The sequence below is a fragment of the Methanoregula sp. genome (assembly GCA_041645435.1).
Classification (GTDB): domain Archaea; phylum Halobacteriota; class Methanomicrobia; order Methanomicrobiales; family Methanospirillaceae; genus Methanoregula.
In genome coordinates this window covers 364,233-387,024 of sequence record JBAZQB010000003.1, presented here as the reverse complement: position 1 = coordinate 387,024, position 22,792 = coordinate 364,233, and the positions used below count along the sequence as shown (strand labels likewise).

General features: G+C 53.2%; 23 protein-coding genes. 10 read left to right on the top strand and 13 right to left on the bottom strand.

Features of this window, described 5'->3' with window-relative positions:
* Positions 1 to 106: 106 nt before the first annotated feature.
* The 4 genes from WC593_08630 to WC593_08615 form a co-directional block, all read right to left on the bottom strand.
* Entirely contained in the window at positions 107 to 544 is a 438-nt protein-coding gene (locus WC593_08630) for an LEA type 2 family protein (protein ID MFA4825210.1), read from the bottom strand.
* A 50-nt stretch (positions 545 to 594) separates the two neighbouring features.
* Positions 595 to 891, bottom strand: a complete 297-nt coding sequence (locus WC593_08625) for a DUF3795 domain-containing protein (protein MFA4825209.1) — start codon at positions 889 to 891, stop codon at positions 595 to 597.
* A gap of 156 nt (positions 892 to 1,047) precedes the next feature.
* Positions 1,048 to 1,494: an LEA type 2 family protein gene (locus tag WC593_08620; GenBank protein MFA4825208.1), complete on the bottom strand. Its 447-nt coding sequence runs from the start codon at positions 1,492 to 1,494 to the stop codon at positions 1,048 to 1,050.
* An 18-nt stretch (positions 1,495 to 1,512) separates the two neighbouring features.
* Complete coding sequence (locus WC593_08615) at positions 1,513 to 2,916, bottom strand: MFS transporter (GenBank protein MFA4825207.1); 1,404 nt, start codon at positions 2,914 to 2,916, stop codon at positions 1,513 to 1,515.
* A gap of 101 nt (positions 2,917 to 3,017) precedes the next feature.
* On the opposite strand from WC593_08615, the gene WC593_08610 reads away from it, so the two are divergent.
* On the top strand, positions 3,018 to 3,764 hold the full coding sequence (locus tag WC593_08610) for a class I SAM-dependent methyltransferase (GenBank protein ID MFA4825206.1): 747 nt from the start codon (positions 3,018 to 3,020) through the stop codon (positions 3,762 to 3,764).
* A 48-nt stretch (positions 3,765 to 3,812) separates the two neighbouring features.
* Positions 3,813 to 4,550 carry a 4Fe-4S double cluster binding domain-containing protein gene (locus WC593_08605; protein MFA4825205.1) on the top strand — a complete coding sequence of 246 codons (738 nt, stop codon included), beginning with the start codon at positions 3,813 to 3,815 and terminating at the stop codon, positions 4,548 to 4,550.
* Positions 4,551 to 4,595: 45 nt separating this feature from the next.
* On the opposite strand, the gene WC593_08600 is transcribed toward WC593_08605, so the two are convergent.
* Both WC593_08600 and WC593_08595 read right to left on the bottom strand, forming a co-directional pair.
* A complete protein-coding gene (locus WC593_08600; protein MFA4825204.1) occupies positions 4,596 to 5,948 on the bottom strand; it encodes a hypothetical protein in 1,353 nt (450 codons plus the stop codon).
* A 216-nt stretch (positions 5,949 to 6,164) separates the two neighbouring features.
* A complete protein-coding gene (locus tag WC593_08595) occupies positions 6,165 to 6,557 on the bottom strand; it encodes an AIR carboxylase family protein (protein ID MFA4825203.1) in 393 nt (130 codons plus the stop codon).
* 55 nt (positions 6,558 to 6,612) lie between these two features.
* Here WC593_08595 and WC593_08590 point away from each other — a divergent pair, with 55 nt between their 5' ends.
* The 4 genes from WC593_08590 to WC593_08575 are packed head-to-tail and all read left to right on the top strand — an operon-like array spanning position 6,613 to position 9,812.
* Positions 6,613 to 7,743 (top strand): alanine--glyoxylate aminotransferase family protein, encoded by a 1,131-nt coding sequence (locus WC593_08590; protein MFA4825202.1) that lies wholly within the window; start codon positions 6,613 to 6,615, stop codon positions 7,741 to 7,743.
* A complete protein-coding gene (gene ribC, locus WC593_08585; protein ID MFA4825201.1) occupies positions 7,740 to 8,201 on the top strand; it encodes a riboflavin synthase in 462 nt (153 codons plus the stop codon). Before WC593_08590 ends, ribC begins: the two co-directional genes overlap by 4 nt.
* 55 nt (positions 8,202 to 8,256) lie before the next feature.
* Complete coding sequence (gene ribH, locus WC593_08580) at positions 8,257 to 8,676, top strand: 6,7-dimethyl-8-ribityllumazine synthase (protein MFA4825200.1); 420 nt, start codon at positions 8,257 to 8,259, stop codon at positions 8,674 to 8,676.
* The gene (locus WC593_08575; protein MFA4825199.1) at positions 8,673 to 9,812 is read left to right on the top strand and encodes a pyridoxal phosphate-dependent aminotransferase; all 1,140 of its coding nucleotides are present in this window, start codon (positions 8,673 to 8,675) and stop codon (positions 9,810 to 9,812) included. The genes ribH and WC593_08575 overlap by 4 nt, the downstream gene beginning before the upstream one ends.
* A gap of 6 nt (positions 9,813 to 9,818) precedes the next feature.
* On the opposite strand, the gene WC593_08570 is transcribed toward WC593_08575, so the two are convergent.
* Genes WC593_08570 through WC593_08550 form a run of 5 tightly spaced genes read right to left on the bottom strand, consistent with a single transcriptional unit; the run spans position 9,819 to position 14,460 of the window.
* The gene (locus WC593_08570) at positions 9,819 to 10,697 is read right to left on the bottom strand and encodes a class I SAM-dependent methyltransferase (protein MFA4825198.1); all 879 of its coding nucleotides are present in this window, start codon (positions 10,695 to 10,697) and stop codon (positions 9,819 to 9,821) included.
* A 58-nt stretch (positions 10,698 to 10,755) separates the two neighbouring features.
* Positions 10,756 to 11,943: an ABC transporter permease gene (locus tag WC593_08565; GenBank protein MFA4825197.1), complete on the bottom strand. Its 1,188-nt coding sequence runs from the start codon at positions 11,941 to 11,943 to the stop codon at positions 10,756 to 10,758.
* Positions 11,940 to 12,617 (bottom strand): ABC transporter ATP-binding protein, encoded by a 678-nt coding sequence (locus tag WC593_08560; protein MFA4825196.1) that lies wholly within the window; start codon positions 12,615 to 12,617, stop codon positions 11,940 to 11,942. Before WC593_08560 ends, WC593_08565 begins: the two co-directional genes overlap by 4 nt.
* A gap of 7 nt (positions 12,618 to 12,624) precedes the next feature.
* The gene (locus WC593_08555) at positions 12,625 to 13,791 is read right to left on the bottom strand and encodes a hypothetical protein (GenBank protein MFA4825195.1); all 1,167 of its coding nucleotides are present in this window, start codon (positions 13,789 to 13,791) and stop codon (positions 12,625 to 12,627) included.
* The gene (locus tag WC593_08550) at positions 13,792 to 14,460 is read right to left on the bottom strand and encodes a Yip1 family protein (protein ID MFA4825194.1); all 669 of its coding nucleotides are present in this window, start codon (positions 14,458 to 14,460) and stop codon (positions 13,792 to 13,794) included.
* Between the two features lie 438 nt (positions 14,461 to 14,898).
* Between WC593_08550 and WC593_08545 the strand changes: the two genes are divergently transcribed.
* Positions 14,899 to 16,257, top strand: a complete 1,359-nt coding sequence (locus WC593_08545) for a TrpB-like pyridoxal phosphate-dependent enzyme (GenBank protein ID MFA4825193.1) — start codon at positions 14,899 to 14,901, stop codon at positions 16,255 to 16,257.
* Positions 16,258 to 16,282: 25 nt separating this feature from the next.
* A complete protein-coding gene (locus WC593_08540; GenBank protein MFA4825192.1) occupies positions 16,283 to 17,401 on the top strand; it encodes an ATP-NAD kinase family protein in 1,119 nt (372 codons plus the stop codon).
* On the opposite strand, the gene WC593_08535 is transcribed toward WC593_08540, so the two are convergent.
* Both WC593_08535 and acs read right to left on the bottom strand, forming a co-directional pair.
* Positions 17,398 to 18,663 (bottom strand): OFA family MFS transporter, encoded by a 1,266-nt coding sequence (locus WC593_08535; protein ID MFA4825191.1) that lies wholly within the window; start codon positions 18,661 to 18,663, stop codon positions 17,398 to 17,400. The two genes, WC593_08540 and WC593_08535, sit on opposite strands and share 4 nt — an antisense overlap.
* 22 nt (positions 18,664 to 18,685) lie before the next feature.
* Complete coding sequence (gene acs, locus WC593_08530; GenBank protein ID MFA4825190.1) at positions 18,686 to 20,578, bottom strand: acetate--CoA ligase; 1,893 nt, start codon at positions 20,576 to 20,578, stop codon at positions 18,686 to 18,688.
* Positions 20,579 to 20,797: 219 nt separating this feature from the next.
* On the opposite strand from acs, the gene WC593_08525 reads away from it, so the two are divergent.
* Positions 20,798 to 21,712 carry an ADP-ribosylglycohydrolase family protein gene (locus tag WC593_08525; protein ID MFA4825189.1) on the top strand — a complete coding sequence of 305 codons (915 nt, stop codon included), beginning with the start codon at positions 20,798 to 20,800 and terminating at the stop codon, positions 21,710 to 21,712.
* A gap of 88 nt (positions 21,713 to 21,800) precedes the next feature.
* Positions 21,801 to 22,787, top strand: coding sequence for an N-acetyl-gamma-glutamyl-phosphate reductase (gene argC / locus WC593_08520; protein ID MFA4825188.1), 987 nt, complete (start codon positions 21,801 to 21,803; stop codon positions 22,785 to 22,787).
* Positions 22,788 to 22,792 lie beyond the last annotated feature (5 nt).

Sequence of the window (22,792 nt, the reverse complement as noted above, 5' to 3'; positions counted from 1 at the left end):
GTAGACCTTGATTGATAAAAGTTAAACAAATCCTACTTATTTATCTGAATTTATTGGGGGAACCCTCTACCTCCCCATGAGGACTAGAAGAGCGTGAATAGTCAGCTTATTCCTTCGTGTCCTTCCCTGCCATGGCATCCGCAACCTGCGCCATGGTGACCGGCAGGGTTTTTGAAAACGGGATCGACCAGCCGAACAGGAGGGCGTCAATGGTTGCCGTTCCCTGGATTGTTACCTGTATCCCGCCCCGGGTAACAAAGGTCGCGAGTGCCCCTAGCAAAGCGGCGTTCCGCGAGGTGACCGGGATACGGAGCACGGTGCTGCCCCGGGCAGGGATCTTTATCCGCCCGGTATTGCCGGCAGCGATCTCCGTATCCTGATGACCCGAACTGCACCGGACCGTAAACGGCAGTTGCCGCAGGGTGATGCCGAGGGGGTTGGGATTCTCCACGCGGATCATCACCTCAAGGTCGAGGGATGAGAGCGAGAACTTCCGGACCCTGACATCCTCCAGGGTGACAACCGGGTCGTGCAGGACTGGCATGATATGAACGTTCGATTGCCCTGCCTATAAGCATGCCCGGTATCGCCGGGCTATTTCCTCGCCCGGAGTTCCTGCTCCATCCGGATCAGCGCAGTCTTTGTTTCCTCGTCGCTCATGTTCGGATCCTTGAACCGGGTGAACCGCTCGCATATCAGGTCCGGGCACTTCCCGCAGTGCGGGAGTTTCCGCTCATTCACACAGCAGTCATAGACCGGGCAGCACTCAATGCTGGCATAGGCCGTCCAGAACGGTTTACCTTTGGTTGCCTCACACCCGGGGCACTCTGTTTCATGATGGTCGCACCCGCTGCAGGAGTACCCGCAGACGGTCTCGATCTTCTTTGTCATAGCACGACGTTTTGTATCCCCTTCTGATAAAGAAGGGGTCCATGGAGCGTGAAAGTGGGAACCGGTATCAGGATAGAAACCGGTCAGAGATCGCGTCGAAGAGCCTGATATTAGTTGTATGCAACGTATCGAAGGAATATAACGGGGGATTTGGTGTTATGCACCCGGTCTCCCGGTGATCTTCTCCAAAACCGCATCAACGATCTCATGTTCCGTAATATCCACGGTCTTTGTGAACGGCAGGGTCCAGCCGGCTAAGATGTGATCGATCACCGCGTTTCCCTTGATCTCCAGCCGCACACCGCCTTTTTCAGCCAGTGCTGCAATCGCCTCAATGAGCACGAGGTTGTCGGTCGTAACCGGGACATCGATCTCTGTGCTGCTGTTGGCATCGATCTCCAGCCTGCCCGTGTTCCCCGAAGCGATCTCCTCCATGCGCCCCCCGGTCTGGAAAAAAATGGTGAATGGGAGCTCCCGGAGCGTTGCGCTGATGGAATTGGGATTCTGGACCCGGAGTTTCACCACAAGGTCCAGTGATGTGAGGTGGAAGGCATGGATCTTCACCCTTTCAAGGGAGACGACGGGCTCGCGCAGCTCGGGCATAGTTCAACGATGGGACAGCTATGCAGATATAATTTCAGTATCATCAGGCCGGTCACGTACTTTCCCCCGTGCATACGATGCGGCGATACCGATCAGGCTGAGTATGAAAAAGACCGTAAATGCGATATTGACACTCTGCTGCAGTTCGGGATACACTTCCGGAGAGATCCGGACAGTCCCGATGACCGCAGAAAATACGAGCATCGCGATGGCGAGGCTGAGCATCTGGCCTATAGACCTCATCGTGGAAACCATGGCAGAAGCAAGACCGAGGTACCGCACCTCCACGGAACTCATGATGGCGTTGGTGTTCGGCGAGGAGAAGAGACCATAGCCGAAACCGAGAATGACAAGCCCTGCAATAATGACCACAAGCGGTGTTGTGGGGGAAAGGAACATCAGAATGCCAAGGCCGACCGAGGTGCATGCCATGCCGGCAGTGGCAAGGATCCGGGGTTCGATCCTGTCCGAGAGGTGGCCGGCAGCCGGGGAGATAATCATCTGGACAACCGGCTGGGCGATGAGGATCAGACCCGTGGTCTGGGGGTCGATGCCGCGGTTGAACTGCAGGTACAGGCTGAGGAGAAAACCGACGGCAAAAACCACGGCGTAGTTGATCAGGGCTGCGAGATTGGAGAAGAGAAAGACCGGGCTCTTTTTGAACAGTGCGATCTCGACCATCGGTGACGGCACGCGCTGCTCCCACCAGAGAAACAGGGCAAGGACCACAATACCGAGCACCATCCAGGAGATTCCCGACAGGGATGGCAGCAGGGTGAGACCATAGATGCAGCCAAACAGCATCACGCTGTACAGGGCTGCCCCGGTCAGATCGAAGCGCCGTTCTCCCGTCTCTGCCCATTCCCCGGGGATATACAGTAAGGTGAGCACGATCACGAGGAGTGCAAGGGGAATATTGACGAGAAAGATGCCGGGCCAGCCAATATTTTGCGTAAGAACTCCCCCGATGAATGGCCCAAGGGAGAGTCCTGCATACACCGTTGCCGTGATGATCCCGATCGCCCGCCCCCGTTCCCCGGGCGGGAAGACTGAAGTGACGATGGCAATCGACGTCGAGAACACCATTGCACCCCCGAGTGCCTGGATGACCCGGGCCGTGATGATGACGGAACCCGACCACGAGACGGCAGCAAGGAGTGATCCTAATGCGAAAAGGACATTTCCTATGATGAAAAACCGCTTCCGCCCATACAAATCGGCAAGTTTGCCAAACGGGACGATACAGATTGCGGCCGTGAGCATGTATGCCGAGGTAACCCATCCCAGCGTGACGGCATCGATATCAAACGACGCGCTGATGGCTGGCAGTGCAACATTCAGGGAAGAGACGGTATACGGGACAAGGAAGGATGCAAGTGAGGCGACTACCAGAAGGACCCGCTTCTCTTTCTCCCCGCTCATGGAAGAAATGGTTGGATCTGCCGGGAGATGAGGATTATTGTCTGGTTATATCCTGCCGACCACAAAGCACTCAAAACCCTCAGTCCAATTTTGAGAGTATCATGTCATTACCACCGTTTTTTTACAAGGTATTCGAATCCCTCCCCCGGCAGGGCCCGGGGTGTTCGGGTGCAACAAGGAAAGCATTTTCATATCTTCCCCCCCTCCCCCCGGGGGCACGGGTCCTTGATATCGGGTGCGGGAGCGGAACCCAGACCCGGGACCTTGCCGCACTGACTTCCAGTTCCATCACTGCGGTTGACAACCACCAGCCATTTCTCGATGCGGTCAGCAAAAAAGCAAAGGAGGATGGCACGGCGGGACGAATCAAAACCGTTTGCGCTTCGATGGATTCCCTCCCCTTTGATCCGGGACAGTTCGACCTCATCTGGTCGGAGGGAGCTATCTTCATTGTCGGCTTTGAGAAGGGCCTCAACCTCTGGAAACCGCTCTTGAAAAAAGGCGGCTACATGGTCGTATCAGATGCCAACTGGTTCGAGCCCAATCCCCCGGAAGAGCTCATGAAATGGTGGGAGAGTGAGGGATACGTCCCCGTGCCTGAAGAGGAGATGAAGGAGCGGATCAAGCGGGCCGGGCTCCGCCTTGTTGCAACGTACCGGCTGCCGGAATCCGGGTGGTGGGAGAACTACCATGTCCCGATGCTTGCCCGGATTGCAGAATTCCGAAAGACACACGGGCTGGATCCCGGCAATGCTGCGCTCCTCGATGCCTTGGAGCACGAAGCGGACATGTACCGGAAGTATAAGCGGTACTACGGGTACACGTTCTTTGTGATGGAGAATCCTTAAGACCGACCACTATCCTGAAATTATCCTATAGACCTCAGGTACATAACGATGTCAGATGATATTGACGAACAAATCCGGTCGCTTGCCCACACCCTCGGCGTGGATAATTTCGGCGTTGCGGATCTCTCATCTGCGCATGATTTTATTCTGGCGCAGGGAGGGGAACGGGTTGCAAAGTACCCGAGAGCGGTTACCATCGGCATGGTTCTGCAGGACAGCTTGGTCAATCTCCTGCCGGAAGAGGACCTTGCCGCCGCGATCCTGTACCGTCACAGCAGTTACGATGTAGTCAACCTGGCCCTTGACCAGATAGCGCTCCGGGTGGCAAACACATTGCAGCGGGCCGGATTCGATGCGTTCCCCGTTCCAGCCTCAAAACGGACGGACGATGAGCACATCAGCGGCATATTCTCCCAGAAACTCGCAGCACACCTTGCAGGACTGGGCTGGATCGGCAAGAGCTGCCTGCTGATAACGCCAGAACACGGTCCCCGGGTCCGGTGGGTCACCGTTCTTACCAATGCACCGCTCCTCCCGACCGGGTCCCCGATGGAGCAGCAGTGCGGTAAATGCACTGCATGTGTGGATATCTGCCCGCAGCATGCCTTTACCGGAAGACCGTTTCACCCTGATGAGCCCCGGGAGGCCCGGTTCGATGCGGCAGCCTGTGACCGTTATTTCAAGAAACTCGAAAAAGAGCAGGGTGTTGCCGTTTGCGGGTTGTGTTTGTGGGCGTGCCCGCACGGAAGGAAGGCGGGGAAGAAGAGTAAGAAACAGAGGAGATAATCCCTTTTGCCAAATTCCCAGAAAAAATTTTAATGGACGGGCGGCTCAACATGAAAGGTCCGAATGATGGTTAAATACCTGATAGCCCTGGAGATTTCCGCTGACCGGATCGAAAGCGATGATAAATAAGACAGATTTTCCTTTTAAGTAGTAGACACCATCCCAACCCATGGGAAACACAGATACATCCTGAGCATCATACTGGCGATACTGCTTCCGGGCGAAATCAGCGATAAGTTTCCTCGCAGAATCCGGATCGTTCTTTATTGCTGCCGGCAGGTTCCCGATCCGGATATCCGAACAGGAATTATCCACGAAAGCCTTGATCACCATCCCGGAATAGGAATCCACCTCGAAAGAACAATTGCCGGCAGATGCGACAGAATAATCTCCGAGATATTCATTTCCGCACCGGTAAAGTCTGACCGTCCTTCCCTGGTATGTCTGGTTGACAAGATGATTATTGAGAAAAGCACGAATGGACTCTTGGGTACCTTCCTCACCTATGGGGCCGGTAGTACCAATAAGATATTTGTGCATTTCGCTAGTGATATCCGGCTGCGGGACCTTTCCATTCAGCTGGGAAAAGTTCCGAATAATTCCAAAGAAGTTCTTTCCATACAATTCTTTTTGATCAGGGATAGTTCCCGCAGGAATGATCAGAAGCTGAGGTGTCCCAAGAATTTCATTCGTCGCATTGATCACCCAGACAGGTTCAAGATACACTGAAGTATTCTGGCTTGGGGCAGAATATCCCGGTTTCATATCATGGATTGTAAGATTATATTGGCTGTCCGGGCTTGTTCTCTCGCTGTTTTCCTTGAACCTGCGTAACGCTTCTGACGCTGGAATGACATGGACCAGTCCGTCTTCTTCAAGAGAATACCATTTTTTCGAGAGTACGCTCAGGTTTCTCCCGGAATTCAGATCTATCCACATATCCCCTGCATTTCCGTAGATGGGCATTCCGTACGGACTCTGACGGTAAGAGAGACGGCGGTTTCCCAGTCCTGAACGATGTCCAGACGTACCTCCAATAGACCATAGCGAGTCAACAATAGATTCCACTGCCGCATCGGGTGGCATGCCTCCGAAAGGTTCAAGGGCGGTCATTGCAAGAATTTTGCTGTCTTCCGGGGAAGGTGTGTTCTCCTTCCACTGCGGCCCGGAAAAATTAACATATTGGAAGGTATCGATCCCATTGATCCGGAACAGAGGTACGCATGAGTCTTCCAGATTCCCGAACCAATCAATATGGCATAGAGTGTCCGAAGTTGAATTCAACGGAAGATCCTTTTCAGAAGAGAGAAGAAAAACAGATCCGGCTGCAATTATAATGACCAAAATACAGCCAATTATTGCTATAGCGCGTAAGGATGAGTTTTTGTTTTCGGTCATGACACCCTGCTCTCGGAAAAAAATTACCAGATATGAACAAACAACTGAATTAACTAAGAAGTCAGTATTTTATTGAATCTATAAATATTGAACTTATTTGACTCCCTAGAAAATCTTTGGCCTTCGAAGTAAATAATTGACTAAAAAACTAATGTTCAATGCCTAAATTATTAAGAATTTCTGCAAAGCTAAAAAATCGAAAAAGGATTGTGAAAATCACATTTTCGTCAGTTTCAGTATCCGGATAGCCAGCCACGCCGCGTTATCGCCATTGTCCACCCCAACGCATGCGACCGGGACACCCTTTGGCATCTGGGCGATCGAGAGCAGGGCATCCATCCCGTTCAGCGTCCCGCTCACCGGGACACCTATGACCGGTTTGTCGGACCTGGATGCAATGACTCCGGGAAGCGCAGCGGAAAGGCCGGCAATCGCGATGAAAATTTTTGCATTGCTGGTTTTGATATACGCATCCAGCTTATCGGGATCCCGGTGAGCGGAGATGATCTGGGCGTCATATGACACCTTGTTCTCGTCAAGGACCTTTTTGACCTTGTCCGTAATGCCTGCGTCCGATGCAGATCCCGAGATGATCGCCACGTCTGCCATACTTGCCATCCAAACATATATTGTGCTTATATAGATATACTATGAGCAGATCTCCATGGAAAAAGAACTTCTCCTGATGTTGCCGGGCCCGGTCCCGATGCCGGAACGGGTCAGGTATGCTATGATTCGTCAGGCAATGAACCACCGCAGCGCCGAGTTCGGTGCCGCGTATGCCGACTGTGTGCGGGTCCTTAAAACCGCCTTTGGAACGACAAACGACCTCATGGTAATCAGCGGGTCCGGCACTGCCGGCATGGAAGCCGCGATTGCCAACGTGGGAAAGGACAAGGAGATCGCGTGTCTCGTTAACGGGAAGTTCGGCGAGCGGATGCTGAAGATCAGCCAGCGCTACGGAAAAGCGCACGAGATCAAGTCCGAATGGGGAACCCCCCTTGACCTTGCAGCGCTGGAAGCCCGGCTGGAGCAGGGTGCCCAGGTGGTCACGCTCGTGCACAACGAGACGTCCGCAGGTATCAAAAACCCTGCGCAGGAAGTCGGGAAGCTTGCAAAGAAGCACGACGCCCTGTTCATCATGGACGGCATCACCTCCATCGGTGGCGACACTGTTGAGGCTGACAAGTGGGGCGTTGATATCGCCATCACCGGCTCGCAGAAATGTTTTGCCGCACCTGCGGGTCTTGCGATGGTCTCGGTGAGCAGCCGGGCATGGGAGCGTCTTACGAAGAACCCGCCCTATTACCTCGACCTTGCCGCGTACAAAAAGAGTGCCGCCGGAACCCCGATGGAGACGCCGTATACCCCGGCAGTCCCGCTTTTCTTAGCGCTCCGTGAAGCCTGCCTCATCATCGAAGAGGAAGGTCTGGCAGCCCGGATTACCCGCCATCACAGGATGTCGGGGGCAGTGCAGGCCGCAGCAAAGGCATGGGGTCTCTCCCTCTTCCCGAAGATCGATGCAAAGCACGGGTATTCCTCAACGGTCACCGCGGTTGAGTATCCCGCTGGTGTCAAGGATGACGAGATGCGTGCGACCATCAAGAAGATGGGCATCGTTATCGCCGGCGGACAGGATCACTTGAAAGGTAAGATCTTCCGCATCGGCAGCATGGGTGCTGTCAGTGCACCCGAAATCCTCGCGACACTTGCCGCAACACAACACGCTCTGAAGAAGTCAGGGTTCAAAGTGCAGGGCGATGGAGTTGCTGCTGCCTGCGAGGTGCTGGGATGAAGGTGGGCGTTGCCGATACCACCTTCTCACGCGTCAACATGGGAGCGATCGCCATCGACGAGCTCAAGAAGCACGCGAGCGTGGCGATCGAGCGGTCAACGGTGCCGGGAATAAAAGATCTCCCCGTTGCCTGCAAGAAACTGATCGAGGAGCGCCGCTGCGATATCGTAATCGCACTCGGCATGCCGGGCGGAAAAGAGAAAGACCGGCTCTGTGCCCACGAGGCATCGCAGGGACTTATCACCTGCCAGCTCATGACCAACACCCATATCATCGAGGTGTTCGTGCACGAGGACGAGGCAAAGGATGGCAGGGAGCTTGCCTGGCTTGCCGAGCAGCGTACCCGCGAACATGCGGTCAACGCTGTCAAACTCATCCTTCGCCCCCGGGATCTGGAGAATGAAGCCGGTACCGGCCAGCGGCAGGGATTTGAGGATGCCGGCCCGGCCCGCCGCTAGTGCATTGCAGAAGCGTACGGGTTTATGAAGTTCAATAAAAAAGAGATGATCAGCTATGTGTGAAACACAACCAATAAAACTGGGATTTGTTGTCGCGGAATTCAATCGTGACATCACGTACATGATGGAGATCGAAGGCAGGGAACATGCCGCATTCCTCGGCGCCGAAGTAACGGACTGTATCTATGTCCCGGGCGCGTACGACATGCCGCTTGCGATCAAGAAGATGCTCCAGGCAGGAAAAGTCGATGCAGTCATCACCATCGGGTGTGTGATCGAGGGCAACACGCAGCACGACGAAATCGTAGTGCAGCATGCAGCCCGGAAGATCATCGACCTCTCCTTAGAGTTTGGAAAGCCGGTAACCCTCGGCATCTCCGGGCCCGGTATGACCCGGCTTGAGGCGAACGAGCGGATCGATTACGCAAAACGTGCCGTGGAATCTGCCGTCAAGCTTGTCAAGCGATTGAAATGAGATCGCTCTCGGAAAAGATTGCCGCGGTAGCTCCCTCCGCAACGATTGCGATTGCCGATAAGGCCAAGAAGATGACCCGGGAGGGGATCGACGTCATCAGCATGTCGATCGGAGAGCCGGACTTCGATACGCCGAAGCATATCAAGGATGCGTGTATCGATGCGCTGAACCGGAACGAGACGCACTACGCGCCGAGCAACGGCATACCCGAGCTCCTGTCTGCCATCAGCGAGAAGATCACCAAGGAAAACCGTTTCCCCTGCACCCCGTCACAGGTGATTGTTGCCTGCGGTGCCAAGGATGCGATCTACGAAGCGATGGAAGCCGTCATGAACCCCGGTGACGAGACGATCCTGCTCACGCCCGCATGGGTGTCGTACGAACCCTGCGTGCAGATCGCGGGGGGAAAGATCGTCAAGCACGCGGTCAGTCAGAAGACCTTTCAGCTCGATGACTCCCTGCTGGAGCGGGTGAACGCAAAGACCAAGATGATCGTGGTCAACTCACCCTCAAATCCATCGGGTGCGGTGTTTGATAAGAAATCCCTGCAGCTGGTTGCCGATCTCTGCGAGGATCACGATATCTACGCGATGTCGGATGAGATCTACGAGAAGTTGGTGTACGGGAAAGAGCACATCTCCCTTGCGGCACTCGGCGATATGGCGCACCGGACTATCACAATAAACGGGTTCTCGAAATCGTATGCCATGACCGGCTGGAGGCTCGGCTATGCGGTGGCACCGGTTGAGATCATCCGCGAGATGTCCAAGGTGCAGCAGCACTCGATCAGCCAGGCAACCACGTTTGCGATGTGGGGCGGCGTGGCAGCACTTAAAGGAGACCAGCAGTGCGTAGAAGCGATGCGCACTGAGTTTGACAAACGGAGAAAATACGTAATCTCCGAACTGAACCTGATGGGCTACGAGACGGCGCCGGCAGACGGTGCCTTCTATGCGTTTGTCAAAGTTGGTGGCGACGATATGGAGATTGCCACCCGCTGGCTCGAACAGGGGCATGTGGCCGCAACCCCGGGCAGTGCCTTCTATGCCCCCGGGTGGATCCGGCTCTCGTATGCAACCTCGATGGAGAGGCTCAAGGAAGCGATGGGACGGATTCGCAGGGTTGGCGGGAAATAATCCCCTTTAAACCCCGTCCCCGTTTTTCACGTCTTTTCTCCACCAGATCTTTGCAAACGTGGAATCTCCTGATATGACAATCTCCGATCCTTCTGTCCGGATCAATGGTTTGAGATAGTTATCCAGTACCCGTTCCTGTTCCGGCTTCGTGACATTGAACCGGCGCCGGAAAAAGGCGGTCATCTCATCCATTGTCGTAAACCGGTACTCTTTTTTCAGCGGCAGCATCTCCACGTTTGCATAGATCCCCATCTGGTAGAGGACACCAAAGAGGCAGTCTGCTTTTGGCCCAGAATGGTAGAGCAATCCGTGAAGAGGTTCCCAGAGATCGGCATACATCCGCTCCCAGAATGGCAGATCCACAAACCAGAACAGGTACACAGAATCCCGCGATACCGTATCCATCTTCCTGAGAGCCAGCCGGATATCTTCCATGGTAAGGGAGAGCGACGCGATCACCACATCGTACTGTCCGGAGAGATCGCGTGCGGGAATGATATCCTCCCAGCGTTTTTTGATGATGGAAATATTTGTTATTCCCTCCGTTCTCATCCGCTCGCTGAGGATTTCTGCCATCCCTTCCCCCGGCTCTATCGCGGTAATCTCCTTTACCCGTGGCGCAAGCGGAATCGCGAGCGTGCCCGGCCCTGCACCGATATCCAGTACCCGGGACTCTTTTGTAACAGCCAGACCATGGATGGTGGTCTCCACCCGCTCGTCGTATTCACGGCGGGATGTGGAAGCGTACCGCTCGGCATTCTCCCGCTTGTTCCAGTTATGCGAGGGATCATCATGATGCTTTGATGACTCGTGCAGAACCTGTCGTGCTCTCCAGATCCCGTTCCAGTCGGGATCAGAATTCAGGGGTATGGGTGCCGCGCTCATACGATCCAGTATGTACGCAACCGGTTAAAAGGTTCTGTTAAAAAAATGAATTTTCTGCTCACTCATGCCTGAGAGCATCGATCGGATTGAGATTAGCAGCACGCCATGCGGGGTAGATACCGCAGATCAGGCAGATGATAATGCCAAATGTCATTCCATAGGCAATGTGGATCAGGCTTGAGGGAACGAACAGGTATTTTGTGGTCTGCAGCATCAGGCTGCTGATCGCGTACCCTCCCAAAAGGCTCAGTACGCCCCCGATGACACTGCCGATAACTCCTAAAATGACTGCCTCATAGAGGAACATTGCCATAACTTCTTTTCTCTGTGCCCCGATACTGCGCATGATGCCGATCTCTTTGATCCGTTCAGTAACCGACATCATCATGATATTGAGGATGGATACACCGGCGACAAGCATCGATATGCCCCCGATTGCAGAGACGAATGTGGTGATCTGGCCGAATGCCTGGAAGATGGTCTCCATGGTTTTACGGGTATCCATCACATCGACGGTTGTATCCCTCCTGTTCATCTGTTTCTCGATGGCGGTTTTTACGCTGGCAATTTCGTCAAGATTCTTGACTTTCACGACGATCTTATCGTAATCGTTCCGGTTATAGGTAGTATCGAACCAGTCCTTGGTGACTACAATGGCAGAATCTGTGCTTACATCAAATGCCATGCCCCGTTCCTCGATGATACCGGTCACCCTCAGGGTGCCTTTGCTCCCGTCAGTTCCTATGGCAATCCGGGAGCCGACTTTGACATTGTTGTCTTTGGCAAAGGTTGATCCCACAAGACACCCGGAATTTCCCCTGCTGTACCCCCCCTCCTGAAGTTTCAGGAAGTCCGGGACATCATCAGGGTTTAGTCCGTAAACTGCTGCGACTATATCATCACTGCCCACACCGAGTTTCATGCGATCCGAGGTCTGGAGAACCGGTATCGCCACATTCGGTGCGGACACCCGTTTTATCTGCTGGAAATCCTGCTCGGAGATCGTGAGGGCTGTGGAACCACCCCCGCCCCCGCCAAACCCGCGGGCATTTCCCCCCGAATGAGGCGTGACAATGACACTGTCCCCAACCGTTCTCAGGCTGTCGGACACTGAGAGGACCATGCTGTTTCCTAAAATACCCATGGATGCAATGGCGACAACGCCGATGACAATCCCGAGCATTGCAAGGGATGAGCGGAGCAGGTGGATCCTGATATTGCGTTTTGCAATCTCCCAGAAAATCATGTCACTATCCTCCCGTCAGCGATTCTGATTGTCCTCCGCGAGTATTCGGCTATGTGCGGATCATGCGTCACCATGATGATAGTGGTGCCTTTTTTATTCAGGTCAGTCATCAGGTCCATGATACCAGCCCCCGTCTTTGAATCAAGGTTTCCTGTTGGTTCATCGCAGAGGAGGATATCGGGGTCATTGATGAGTGCCCGTGCAACGGCAACCCGCTGCTGCTGTCCCCCGGACAGTTCGGTGGGGGTATGGGTGAAGAGGTTCTCCTCCAGTTGCACAGACCTGAGCACTTCTTTTCCCCGTTCCGGGTTTACCGCTTTCTGGGATTTCAGCATCATCGGAAACGTGACATTCTCGATGATATTGAGAAGGGGAAAGAGATTGAAATACTGGAAGATGAAGCCAATGCGATCCCGTCGAAGGTTGGTCAGCTCGGTATCCGACATATCCCCGATGCGGGTACCGCTGATGTAGATGTCGCCCGTAGTGGGGGTGTCGAGGCATCCCATCAGGTTCAGGAGAGTGGACTTGCCTGAACCCGAGGGTCCCATGACGGAGATGAACTCCCCCCTCTCCACCTGGAAAGAGACTCCGTCCAGCGCAGTGACGTCACCTGCGGGTAACGGGTATACTTTTGTTACGTCCCGAAACACCATGACCGGTTGTTCGTTCATGGTTGTTTCACTGCTTGTATTTCTTCAGGTATACGACCCATCCGCCGATGAATAGTGCAAGGATGACAATTACTGCGACTATCGGGATCATGGGAAGACCCGTGCTTTTCTGAGTTGTTGCATTATATGCTGATATTTTTACATCCTGGACAGAGTTGTACACGTTCCCATCCGCATCCTTGTAGGATAACTGGAGGGGAATGGTTGCGGCATCTGTTGCTGCGAATGTCACTTCGAAGCTGCCGAAATCATCGGGTTTGAGGGCGCCGACCACGTAGGTTTTGTACGGGTCCTGCGGCACTGCAGGCGAGAGAGCTGCGACCATCACGGTATTTGCAGTTTCAAGGCCGGCATTGTTGACATCACCGGTGATGTGGTAGGTACCGGCATCGCTTTTTACCTGCACATTGCTGATAACGGGATTTGCCTGTTTCTTATCAACACCAAAGGCGATCGGGATCTCCATATTCACTGAGTGGGGATTATCCCCGTTGTCGTAGTTCAGGAGGAGATTGAGGGTTGTTGGCTGTTCGGCGGTCACGGTAAAGTTTACCGGAACTGTTGCACCGGATGCAACACTCCCTACAAACACCCGGGACGGTGATGTGGTAATGCCGGTCCCTGAAACATCGAGGATTACATTCTTCACGGTGTTCTCCCGTGGATTTGCAACCTGTGCATAGATGGTCTTTTTCTTGCCCTGCGAGAATGTATCCGGCTTATCAAGGATGGTCAGCACAAGTGGCGTTTCATCAATCTTGACCACTGCCCGGTAAAAAAGGCTGTCTGCATCGCGGAAGCTAAAGGAAAACGTCGGGTAGTATGTCCCGTCCACACCATCAGCGATAACGGAAAAAACAAACGATTGTTTTTGTCCGGGGCCAAGACTGGATGAGGAATCATAGGGATTGCCTGTTGATTTTATGGAGTCACTGGATAATGTGGCATGATTTATATTAACCCCCGTGCCGTTATTGCCGTTTGTTACATCAACGGTAAGGGTACCTTTGTCCCCGGGAAAAAAAACCGCTGGATTATAGGTTACACCGGATACGTAGACTTTGTCTGCAGCAACAATCGATTCGGGCGTGGTGAAATCTGCAGCAACTACGCCAACCATGGCGCATGCCAGCAGAACCAGACTGATAAGGGGGACTAATCGAACGGTATTCATTTACATCACCGTTATTGAATAGACCATGTAGAGAATATACACGACAACGGGGATACCGACACAGAGTGCCGCATCGCGGGGTGAGAGCTTCCGGGCTTGTTGCATACCGAAGATCCAGATGTTGGCACTCCAGAGAAGAAAGACGATCGAGATGATCATCGCGATCTGGCTGAGTTCCATCATTGCGGGATCATGCATCAGTGCTTTGACTGCTTCTGTCATAAGATCGGGATTCTGGGCTGCTGCAGCAGAGAGCTGGGGGACATGAATCCGGGGAATGTAGTCCAGTGCTATGACGAAGGTGATGAGTGTTCCAAAGACCTGGGGCAGGTAGCCGTAACCGATGAATTCTAGCGTTCGTCGAAACGTTCCTTCTCCTTTGAAGACAAAGGAGAGCGCATACATCACGCCAGCCCATATCACCCAGAATATGAACGTGCCGATAAGGGCACCGATGACCGTTGAAAGTACGATGATCGTGCCCATGCCGGGCAGGATCCCGTTCAGCAGCTGTCCGGTCAAACCTCCAAGAAGGTACCCGTACATGGCACCGACAATACCCCCGGCGAGGACAACGAGCACCGGGAATTTCAGGCTCTCTTTCTCATTCATTGCATTCTGGAAGAATGCACCGGGTCTGATGAGTAGATTAATTATTGATTGTTTCATCTGATGTTCTCCGATTTATGTTGAACACAACTGTTGTTGCAGGAATAACAACTTCATTACAGATACCATTCTGGATATCTTAATGATATGGCTGACGGAATCAAAAGTTTGTTGCTCTCATCAATCGCTACTCACTTCAATCCGGCTCAGAGAAATCTTCAATTTTTTTATCAATAGCGTTTGTGAAACGGATGGGCTGGAAGTGTACCCTGCGTTCCCGGTACTCCTGGAACTACAATGCAGCATCTTGGCAGGAACAAATGAAATGTCTGATCATTCTCTCACGATTCAGGCATCCGGGTACTTTTTTTTATCGAAATATGTTGCATAATACGATTGTATTACATTTGTTGCAGGTCTTTTTTAATGGACACATACACTCATAATTTTTCATATTTGTACAGCAATGTATATATTTGCACAATTCAATGACTACATATGCAGACAAAAATCCTTCTCGATGAGGAGCAGATTCCAAAACAGTGGTATAATGTTCAGGCGGACTTGAAATCCCCGCTCGATCCGCCTCTCCATCCGGCAACCCACAAACCGATAGGTCCTGCGGATCTGTCAGCAATTTTCCCGATGGATCTGATACGGCAGGAAGTAACAACCGATCGTCATATCGATATTCCCGAAGAAGTTCGGGATGTGCTTCGCCTCTGGAGGCCAAGCCCCCTGTACCGTGCCCACCGGCTTGAAAAGTTCCTCAAGACCCCGGCAAAGATCTACTATAAGTGGGAAGGTGTCAGTCCCGCTGGCAGCCATAAAACGAACACGTCTATCCCGCAGGCATATTACAACATGAAGGCAGGAATCGAGAGGATCGCAACTGAGACCGGTGCAGGGCAATGGGGTTCTGCCATGTCCTTTGCCACGATGCTCTATAATCTGGAGTGCACGGTCTACATGGTCAGGTCGAGCTATACCCAGAAACCCTACCGTAAATCGATGATGCACGTCTGGGGAGCAGAATGCATACCCAGCCCGAGCACCAAAACGAATGCCGGCCGTGCGATGCTGGAAAAGGATCCCGAAACCCCGGGAAGCCTGGGAATGGCCATCTCTGAAGCCGTGGAGGATGCAGCATCCCACAGCAACACCAACTACGCGTTGGGCTCGGTGCTGAACCACGTCTGCCTCCACCAGACGATTATCGGGCTCGAATGCCGCGAACAGCTGGCAATGGTCGATGACTACCCGGACGTGGTGATCGGATGCGTTGGTGGCGGCTCCAACTTCGCCGGTATCGCGTTCCCGTTTGCCGGTGACAAACTGACCGGGAAGCACAAGGATGTGGATATCATCGGAGCCGAACCGGCATCCTGTCCGACCCTGACAAAAGGATTATTCACCTATGATCTTGCTGATGAGGCCGGCTATACCCCGCTCCTCAAGATGTTCACGCTCGGTCATGACTTTGTTCCCCCCTCTATGCATGCCGGAGGTCTCCGCTACCACGGGGATTCGCCGATTGTCTCCCGGCTTGTGCACGATGGTGTGATGCGGGCCGTAGCTTATCACCAGAGCGAGGTCTTTGATGCAGCCCAGACCTTTGCCCGGACGGAAGGAATCATCGTAGCTCCTGAAACATCCCATGCGGTGAAATCCGCAATCGATGAAGCGCTCAGATGCAAAAAGAGTGGTGAAGCAAAGACAATCCTGTTCAACTGTTCGGGTCATGGCAATTTCGATATGACCGCATACGATGCCTACTATTCCGGGCAACTGGTGGACTATGAATACCCGGACGCGCTGATCAAGGAATCCCTTGCCCGGATACCGAAGATACAATAAGTTTTACGATACAACACCTTTTTTCATGCAAAGAATCGGTTTTCTGATCAACCCGGTAGCCGGTATGGGCGGCGCAGTGGGGCTGAAGGGAACCGATGGTAAGGCAGATGAAGCCCGGCTTCGTGGGGCCTTTCCGCAGGCACAGAACCGGGCGCGTATCACGCTGGCGCTGCTCTCACGGCAGGCCGGGCTGAGTTTTGTTACCTGCTCGGGAGCTATGGGAGAGGCTGCACTCAAAGAGGCCGGTATGCAGAATTATCAGGTGCTCTATCATTACAATGGCGATAGCAGTGCCGATGATACCCGGAAGGCTGCACAGATTTTCCGGAAATCTGCAGTTGACCTGATCCTTTTTTGCGGCGGTGACGGGACCGCCCGGGACATCTTTGATGTGGTGGGCAGGGATGTGCCGATCCTCGGGATCCCGGCAGGGGTGAAGATGTACTCTGCGGTCTTTGCTATTGATCCGGCAACCGCAGCAGAACTCGTAACGGGATTTGATAAATCTGCACTCCGGGATTCAGAAGTGATGGATGTCGATGAAGATGCGTACCGGGCAGGTGAACTGAAAACCCGGTTGCACGGGATTGCCTGTACACCGGTTCTGGCGGGAAAGGTCCAGTTCTCCAAGCAGGTATTTGAAGAAGGGGATGAGGAGCGTGCAAAGAAGGAGATTGCCCGTTTCATCCGCGAGATCATGATCCCTGACGTGCTCTATATCCTTGGTGCAGGAACAACCACCGAATCCATTGCCCGGGAGATTGGGGTGAATAAGACCCTGCTGGGCGTTGATGCCGTGAAAAACGGGAAGATGGTTGCAATGGATCTGACCGAAAAGGCACTCTGGGCGTTGCTTGAGCATGGGCAGGAGGCAAAAATTCTCCTCAGCCCGATAGGTGCACAGGGCTTCATCCTCGGGCGGGGCAACCAGCAGATCAGCACCCGCATTGTGAGAACGGTGGGGATCGGAAATCTTATCGTAGTTGCAACGCCGCACAAACTAAGAGAAACCCCGGTCCTCTACGTTGACTCGGGGGATTCATCGCTTGATGCCGAATTTGGTGACACGGTGCTTGTGGTTTCCGGGTATCGCATGGCCCAGAAAAAACGCATATACCAGCCAGAGCGCGGAAAAAAAGATTAGCTTTTCTGGGGTGCCTGCGGCGGTTTCAGCATCGTAAATGCGATGACAAGACCGATGATTGCCAAGACAAGCACATAGGGAAACACCCCTAGATATGATCCCGTTGCTGTTTTGATGAACCCGGCGAGTTGTGGTCCGGCTATTGCACCAGCTCCATACGCAAGGAAGATTACTCCATAACACCGGGGGTAATCGCTAGTACCGAAAAAGCTGCCGGCAGCTGTTGGCGCGATTGCCAGCCAGCCCCCGAGACACCCCCAGAGCACGGCAAAGGCAATGATGTACACCAGCACGGACTGGACCTGCCACATCAGCAGGGATGCCAGTGCAATGAGGACAAACGAGACCATCGCCGCATTCCTTGGTGTGAACTTATCCGTCAGCGAACCAAAGACGGGGCGTCCGCCGCCATTGAAGACCGCAAAGAACCCGACCAGCATCGTGGCAAGCCCGGTCTCGATACCCACATCGGTACCCACCGGTTTTGCAATCGAGATGGCCATCAGCCCGGCCAGGCAGCCGATGAAGTAGCAGGCCCAGAGCGCATAGAATGACGATGTCTTGAGCATTTGTTCGCGCCGGAACTCACAGGTGACATGCTGACCCGCTACGGGTGCAGGGGGTGTCCACCCCGCAGGTTTCCACCCGGTTTTCGGGAATTTCAGGGGCATGGCTAACAATATCGTTAAGATGATCATCACAACCCCGAAGATCCGAAATGTGTTCATTACTCCATAGGAACCGATGAAATATCCTGCAAGGTTGGCCGTGATGAGTGCAGAGAACCCGAACCCAAGGACCGTAAGACCTACCGCGAGTCCGCGGCGATCCGGGAACCAGCGGGCGGATACTGCGACCGGTACCCCATAGGCAATACCGACACCGACACCCCCGATGATACCATACATCACATAGAGCATCGGGACTGAGTTTGCAAACGATGCCAGCAGCCAGCCGAGGCCGGTCAAAATCCCGCCAACGATCGTCACGTTCCGTGGCCCGTACTGTTCTATATATTTCCCGGTGAGCGGCATGGCGATGGCAAAGAATGCCAGAAAAACCGAAAACGGCAAAAGGATATCATTGGCTGTTACCTGCTGGCCAAGTGTGCCGGTAAAATAATCGGTAAGCGGCTTGACAAAGACACTCCACGAATAGATCGAGCCTAAACACAGGTTGATGACCATACCGAGGATAACAAGCACCCATCGCCCTTTTTCGGGTTCCATGCCGAATAGTTTTTCCTGTACTGTCTCGCTCATTTTCCCTCACAAAAAGGTTAGATTATTCCTCCAGCGTTGAGATATCGCCGGGGTCTATACCCATCTCTTTTGCTTTTAAGACGCGGCGCATGATCTTGCCACTCCGGGTCTTGGGCAGTTTGTCCACGAAATCGATCTCGTGAGGCATTGCGATAGGTCCGATGGTCGTCCGTACGTGATGGAGGAGATCCTGCTTGAGATTATCACTCGGCTGGTTCCCCACGCGGAGGATGACGAACGCCTTGATTGTGTTCCCTTTCACCACATCCGGCTTTCCAATGACTGCCGCTTCGGCAACAGCGTGGTGGGAAACCAGTGCGCTCTCAACTTCTGCGGTGCCGATGTTGTGACCGGCCACGATGATGATATCATCCGCCCGCCCGAGGATCATGATATACCCGTCCTTGCCCTTGACCGCAAGGTCACCTACTGCATAGACACCTTTTATCGTTTCCCAGTATTTCCGGTACCGCTCATCATCCTTGTATACCGTCCGCAGCATGGCTGGCCAGGGTGATTTAACCACGAGAAGCCCGCCGGTACCGGGCTTGACAGAATTACCGTCCTTGTCCACGACATCTGCCTCGATACCCGGGATAGGTTTTCCGGCAAAGCCGGGGCGCATGGGCTCCCCGATCATCGTTGTAATCATATGCATGCCGGTCTCGGTTTGCCACCAGGTGTCAAGGATCGGGATCTTGTCCTTACCAATGACATGGTAATACCACTCGAATGCTTCAGGATTCAGCGGTTCTCCGACAGAGCCTATGATTCGAAGGGAGTTCAAATTGTACTTATTAGGCCAGACCTCTCCCATCTTCATGAACATCCGGATTGCTGTCGGGGCAGTATAGAAGATCGTGATCTTCTGCTCCTCTATAAGATTCCAGAAGCTGCCCGCATCCGGGTAATCGGGGGTCAGTTCGGAAATAAAGACGGTTGCACCGACGGCAAGAGGGCCGTACACTATGTAACTGTGACCCGTGATCCAACCGGGATCTGCAGTACACCAGAAAATATCATTGTCCTTCAGATCGAAGACATATTTACTGGTGTAATAGGTGCCTACCATGTACCCGCCGCAGGTATGCATGATACCCTTCGGTTTTCCGGTAGATCCGCTGGTATAGAGGATGAAGAACGGATCTTCGGCATCCATGACTTCCGGCGGACAAACATCGGACACCCCCTCCATCATCTCGTTGAAATCCAGCTCGCGCTCGTGGAGATCCACCGGAGGATCCCGCCTCCGCAGAACGATAACATGTTCCACGGTGGGAGCATTCATGATCGCTTCGTCGACGATTGCCTTGAGCTGGATTGCCTTGCCGCGGCGGATCGAGATATCTGCGGTGATGACCACTTTTGCTTCGGCATCCTGGATCCGCATGTTCAGGGCACCGGCGCCAAATCCTCCGAATACGACATTGTGGATCGCGCCGATGCGGGCGCAGGCAAGCATGGCGATGAGCTGCTCGGGGACCAGCGGCATGTAAATACAGACACAGTCCCCCTTCTTCACGCCAATCTTCTTCAACGCATTTGCAAAGCGTGAGACCTGTGAGAGGAGCTTCTGGTAGGTAAAGATACGTTCCCGGCCCTCTTCGCCCCGCCAGATAAGGGCCACCTTGTTGCGGCGGTTATCATTCACGTGGCGATCAAGGCAGTTTGCCGTGATGTTCAGCTTGGCATTGGTAAACCACTTGACATAGGGGTAATTCCATTCTTTGACGGCATCCCATGGTTTGATCCAGTCAAGCTCCTTTGCCATATTTTCCCAGAATCCATCCGGGTCGGCAAGAAAGTCTTTGTATACTTTCTCGTAGTCTCCCATCCATGCATTTTTTCTGTACTGTGGGTCGGGTGTGTATGATTTCACATCCTCGACGAGTTTGACATTAAAATCCTCTGTCATGTGCCCACCAATTTAACATTATTAATCATGCAAAACATCCTATATATAATTTGTCGAAGACCCGTTCGACAAATCTGCCCACGGAGATTGGTTTCCGGTGTGAAAAAGAGAAAACGAAGATATTGTTTTTATGGTTCTGGTTCAGCGCGCAGGGGAATCCGCAGTCCGTGGGTTGGATATAAAAAGGGTTATCTGTCCGGGTTTTTCAATATAGGATCGATGCTCGACAAATTCAAGGGGTGCCTGCTGGGTGCAGCGATTGGCGATGCGCTGGGTATGCCCAACGAGAGCGGTGCTCCTAACCTGAACAAGATGAAGTATGGGTACCGCCGCCCCTACAAAGGCCATCCCAACGAAGGCCTGAATCCTGGACAATATACTGATGATACCCAGATGATGATCCTGGTTGCAACCCTTCTTGCTGACGGAAAATTCAATGAGGAGCGGTATGTGACCGCTCTGCGTGAACTCTATGCGAGAGGAAACCTCCGCTTTCCCGACGGGTCTGTTTCCACGGTGTGTGAACAATCGGTAAAAGAGAATGTTCCCCAGAAAGGGGTGAAATCCACCACCTCCGGCTGCCTCCCGATTGCGATCCCGTTCGCCTTGGCATTTCCTGATATGAATGAAGGATGTGAACGATCAGTCCGGGCGTGTAATGTCACTCATTCCCACCCGGCAACCCATGCAGCAGTCTCAACCTTTGTCACCCTCATCTATCATGCTCTCCACGACAGCCCCGATCCTGTTGGAAAAGCTCTGCATAAGGCACAGGCGGAAGACGAATTGCTTGGGGGAAAGATCAGGAATGCACTTGTATTAGAGAAAGAGGGAATGGAAACCGAGACAGCTCTACTCAAAATCGGTAATGATGTATCGGTATTCCAGACATTGCCAATAGCGTTTTTCTTGATCAGCAGGTATTCTCACCCGCCGGATCTGCTCACGGTTGCGGCCAACACCGGGGGAAATACCGATACCATCGCGTGTATCTGTGGCGCATATCTCGGTGCAGCAAAAGGGATCGGAGCACTTCCCGCAGATCTGCTCGAAGGACTTGAAGACCGCCAGCGGATAGAACTGCTCGGTCAGCGGCTGTATAGTGTGTATTCCCGCAAACTGGATAAGGTGTAATTCCTTTTTTTTAATTCGGTCAAATTTCCCGTTTAGCCCGCTCCCCGCTTTAAAAAGCATTAAATTTTGACAATCGGATACTCTTGTTATGAAAATTGCGATTATCGGGGCCTCCGGCTATGCCGGTGGTGAACTGGTTCGCCTGCTCGTTCAGCACTCAACGGCAAAAGTCACGTGTGTCACGTCACGCAAACTGGCAGGAACCCCCCTTGATCAGGTCCATCCTCACCTGAAAGGGTTTACCAGCCTCAAATTCGAAAATCCCGACATGGATTCCATCGATGCCGATGTGGCATTTCTTGCAGTTCCCCATACGGCGGCGATGACCCATACCGGCAAACTGCTGGAACGGGGAATCAAAGTCGTCGATCTCAGCGCAGATTACCGGCTGCCAAAAGACATCTACGAGAAGGTGTATGGCGTTGCACATTCCGATTATTTCCCTGCCCCCTACGGTATTCCGGAGCTTCACCGCAAGGAGTGCATCAATGCAAAGTTTGTCGCAAATCCCGGCTGTTTCCCCACGGGAGCGACCCTTGCAGCAGCCCCCCTTGCAAAATATGCCCATACGGTCATCTTTGACTCCAAGACCGGCGTGAGCGGTGCGGGCGACAATCCGTCTGCCACCACCCACTATCCGAACGTCGGGGACAATGTCGGACCCTACAAATGGACGAGCCACCGCCATCTTGCCGAGATGAAACAGGAACTCTCCGGTCTGGGTTCAAAAGCAAACGTCTACTTTACTCCCCATCTTGTACCGGTGAACCGCGGTATCCTTACCACCGCCCATATCCTGCTCAAAGAACCCCTTGGACAGAAAGAAGTAGAGAAACTCTACCAGGATTTCTATAAAGATGAATATTTTGTCCGGTACCAGAAACCCTCGCTTGCTGCAGTCCGGGGCAGCAACTTCTGCGACCTGATGGTGGAGAGCGAAGGAATGCGTGTCGTTGCAGTCTCTGCAATCGATAATCTGGTAAAAGGCGCAAGCGGGCAGGCGATCCAGAACATGAACCTGATGTGCGGGCTTTCCGAACAGGACGGGCTCGTCAGCGCAGGGATGCTCCCCTAGGTGAC

What these genes read in the sequence shown, in the direction of transcription:
- WC593_08630 (MFA4825210.1), bottom strand. Translation starts at nt 544, where the DNA reads ATGCCAGTCCTGCACGACCCGGTTGTCACCCTGGAGGATGTCAGGGTC.
- WC593_08625 (MFA4825209.1), bottom strand. Translation starts at nt 891, where the DNA reads ATGACAAAGAAGATCGAGACCGTCTGCGGGTACTCCTGCAGCGGGTGC.
- WC593_08620 (MFA4825208.1), bottom strand. Translation starts at nt 1,494, where the DNA reads ATGCCCGAGCTGCGCGAGCCCGTCGTCTCCCTTGAAAGGGTGAAGATC.
- WC593_08615 (MFA4825207.1), bottom strand. Translation starts at nt 2,916, where the DNA reads ATGAGCGGGGAGAAAGAGAAGCGGGTCCTTCTGGTAGTCGCCTCACTT.
- WC593_08610 (MFA4825206.1), top strand. Translation starts at nt 3,018, where the DNA reads ATGTCATTACCACCGTTTTTTTACAAGGTATTCGAATCCCTCCCCCGG.
- WC593_08605 (MFA4825205.1), top strand. Translation starts at nt 3,813, where the DNA reads ATGTCAGATGATATTGACGAACAAATCCGGTCGCTTGCCCACACCCTC.
- WC593_08600 (MFA4825204.1), bottom strand. Translation starts at nt 5,948, where the DNA reads ATGACCGAAAACAAAAACTCATCCTTACGCGCTATAGCAATAATTGGC.
- WC593_08595 (MFA4825203.1), bottom strand. Translation starts at nt 6,557, where the DNA reads ATGGCAGACGTGGCGATCATCTCGGGATCTGCATCGGACGCAGGCATT.
- WC593_08590 (MFA4825202.1), top strand. Translation starts at nt 6,613, where the DNA reads ATGGAAAAAGAACTTCTCCTGATGTTGCCGGGCCCGGTCCCGATGCCG.
- ribC (MFA4825201.1), top strand. Translation starts at nt 7,740, where the DNA reads ATGAAGGTGGGCGTTGCCGATACCACCTTCTCACGCGTCAACATGGGA.
- ribH (MFA4825200.1), top strand. Translation starts at nt 8,257, where the DNA reads ATGTGTGAAACACAACCAATAAAACTGGGATTTGTTGTCGCGGAATTC.
- WC593_08575 (MFA4825199.1), top strand. Translation starts at nt 8,673, where the DNA reads ATGAGATCGCTCTCGGAAAAGATTGCCGCGGTAGCTCCCTCCGCAACG.
- WC593_08570 (MFA4825198.1), bottom strand. Translation starts at nt 10,697, where the DNA reads ATGAGCGCGGCACCCATACCCCTGAATTCTGATCCCGACTGGAACGGG.
- WC593_08565 (MFA4825197.1), bottom strand. Translation starts at nt 11,943, where the DNA reads ATGATTTTCTGGGAGATTGCAAAACGCAATATCAGGATCCACCTGCTC.
- WC593_08560 (MFA4825196.1), bottom strand. Translation starts at nt 12,617, where the DNA reads ATGAACGAACAACCGGTCATGGTGTTTCGGGACGTAACAAAAGTATAC.
- WC593_08555 (MFA4825195.1), bottom strand. Translation starts at nt 13,791, where the DNA reads ATGAATACCGTTCGATTAGTCCCCCTTATCAGTCTGGTTCTGCTGGCA.
- WC593_08550 (MFA4825194.1), bottom strand. Translation starts at nt 14,460, where the DNA reads ATGAAACAATCAATAATTAATCTACTCATCAGACCCGGTGCATTCTTC.
- WC593_08545 (MFA4825193.1), top strand. Translation starts at nt 14,899, where the DNA reads ATGCAGACAAAAATCCTTCTCGATGAGGAGCAGATTCCAAAACAGTGG.
- WC593_08540 (MFA4825192.1), top strand. Translation starts at nt 16,283, where the DNA reads ATGCAAAGAATCGGTTTTCTGATCAACCCGGTAGCCGGTATGGGCGGC.
- WC593_08535 (MFA4825191.1), bottom strand. Translation starts at nt 18,663, where the DNA reads ATGAGCGAGACAGTACAGGAAAAACTATTCGGCATGGAACCCGAAAAA.
- acs (MFA4825190.1), bottom strand. Translation starts at nt 20,578, where the DNA reads ATGACAGAGGATTTTAATGTCAAACTCGTCGAGGATGTGAAATCATAC.
- WC593_08525 (MFA4825189.1), top strand. Translation starts at nt 20,798, where the DNA reads ATGCTCGACAAATTCAAGGGGTGCCTGCTGGGTGCAGCGATTGGCGAT.
- argC (MFA4825188.1), top strand. Translation starts at nt 21,801, where the DNA reads ATGAAAATTGCGATTATCGGGGCCTCCGGCTATGCCGGTGGTGAACTG.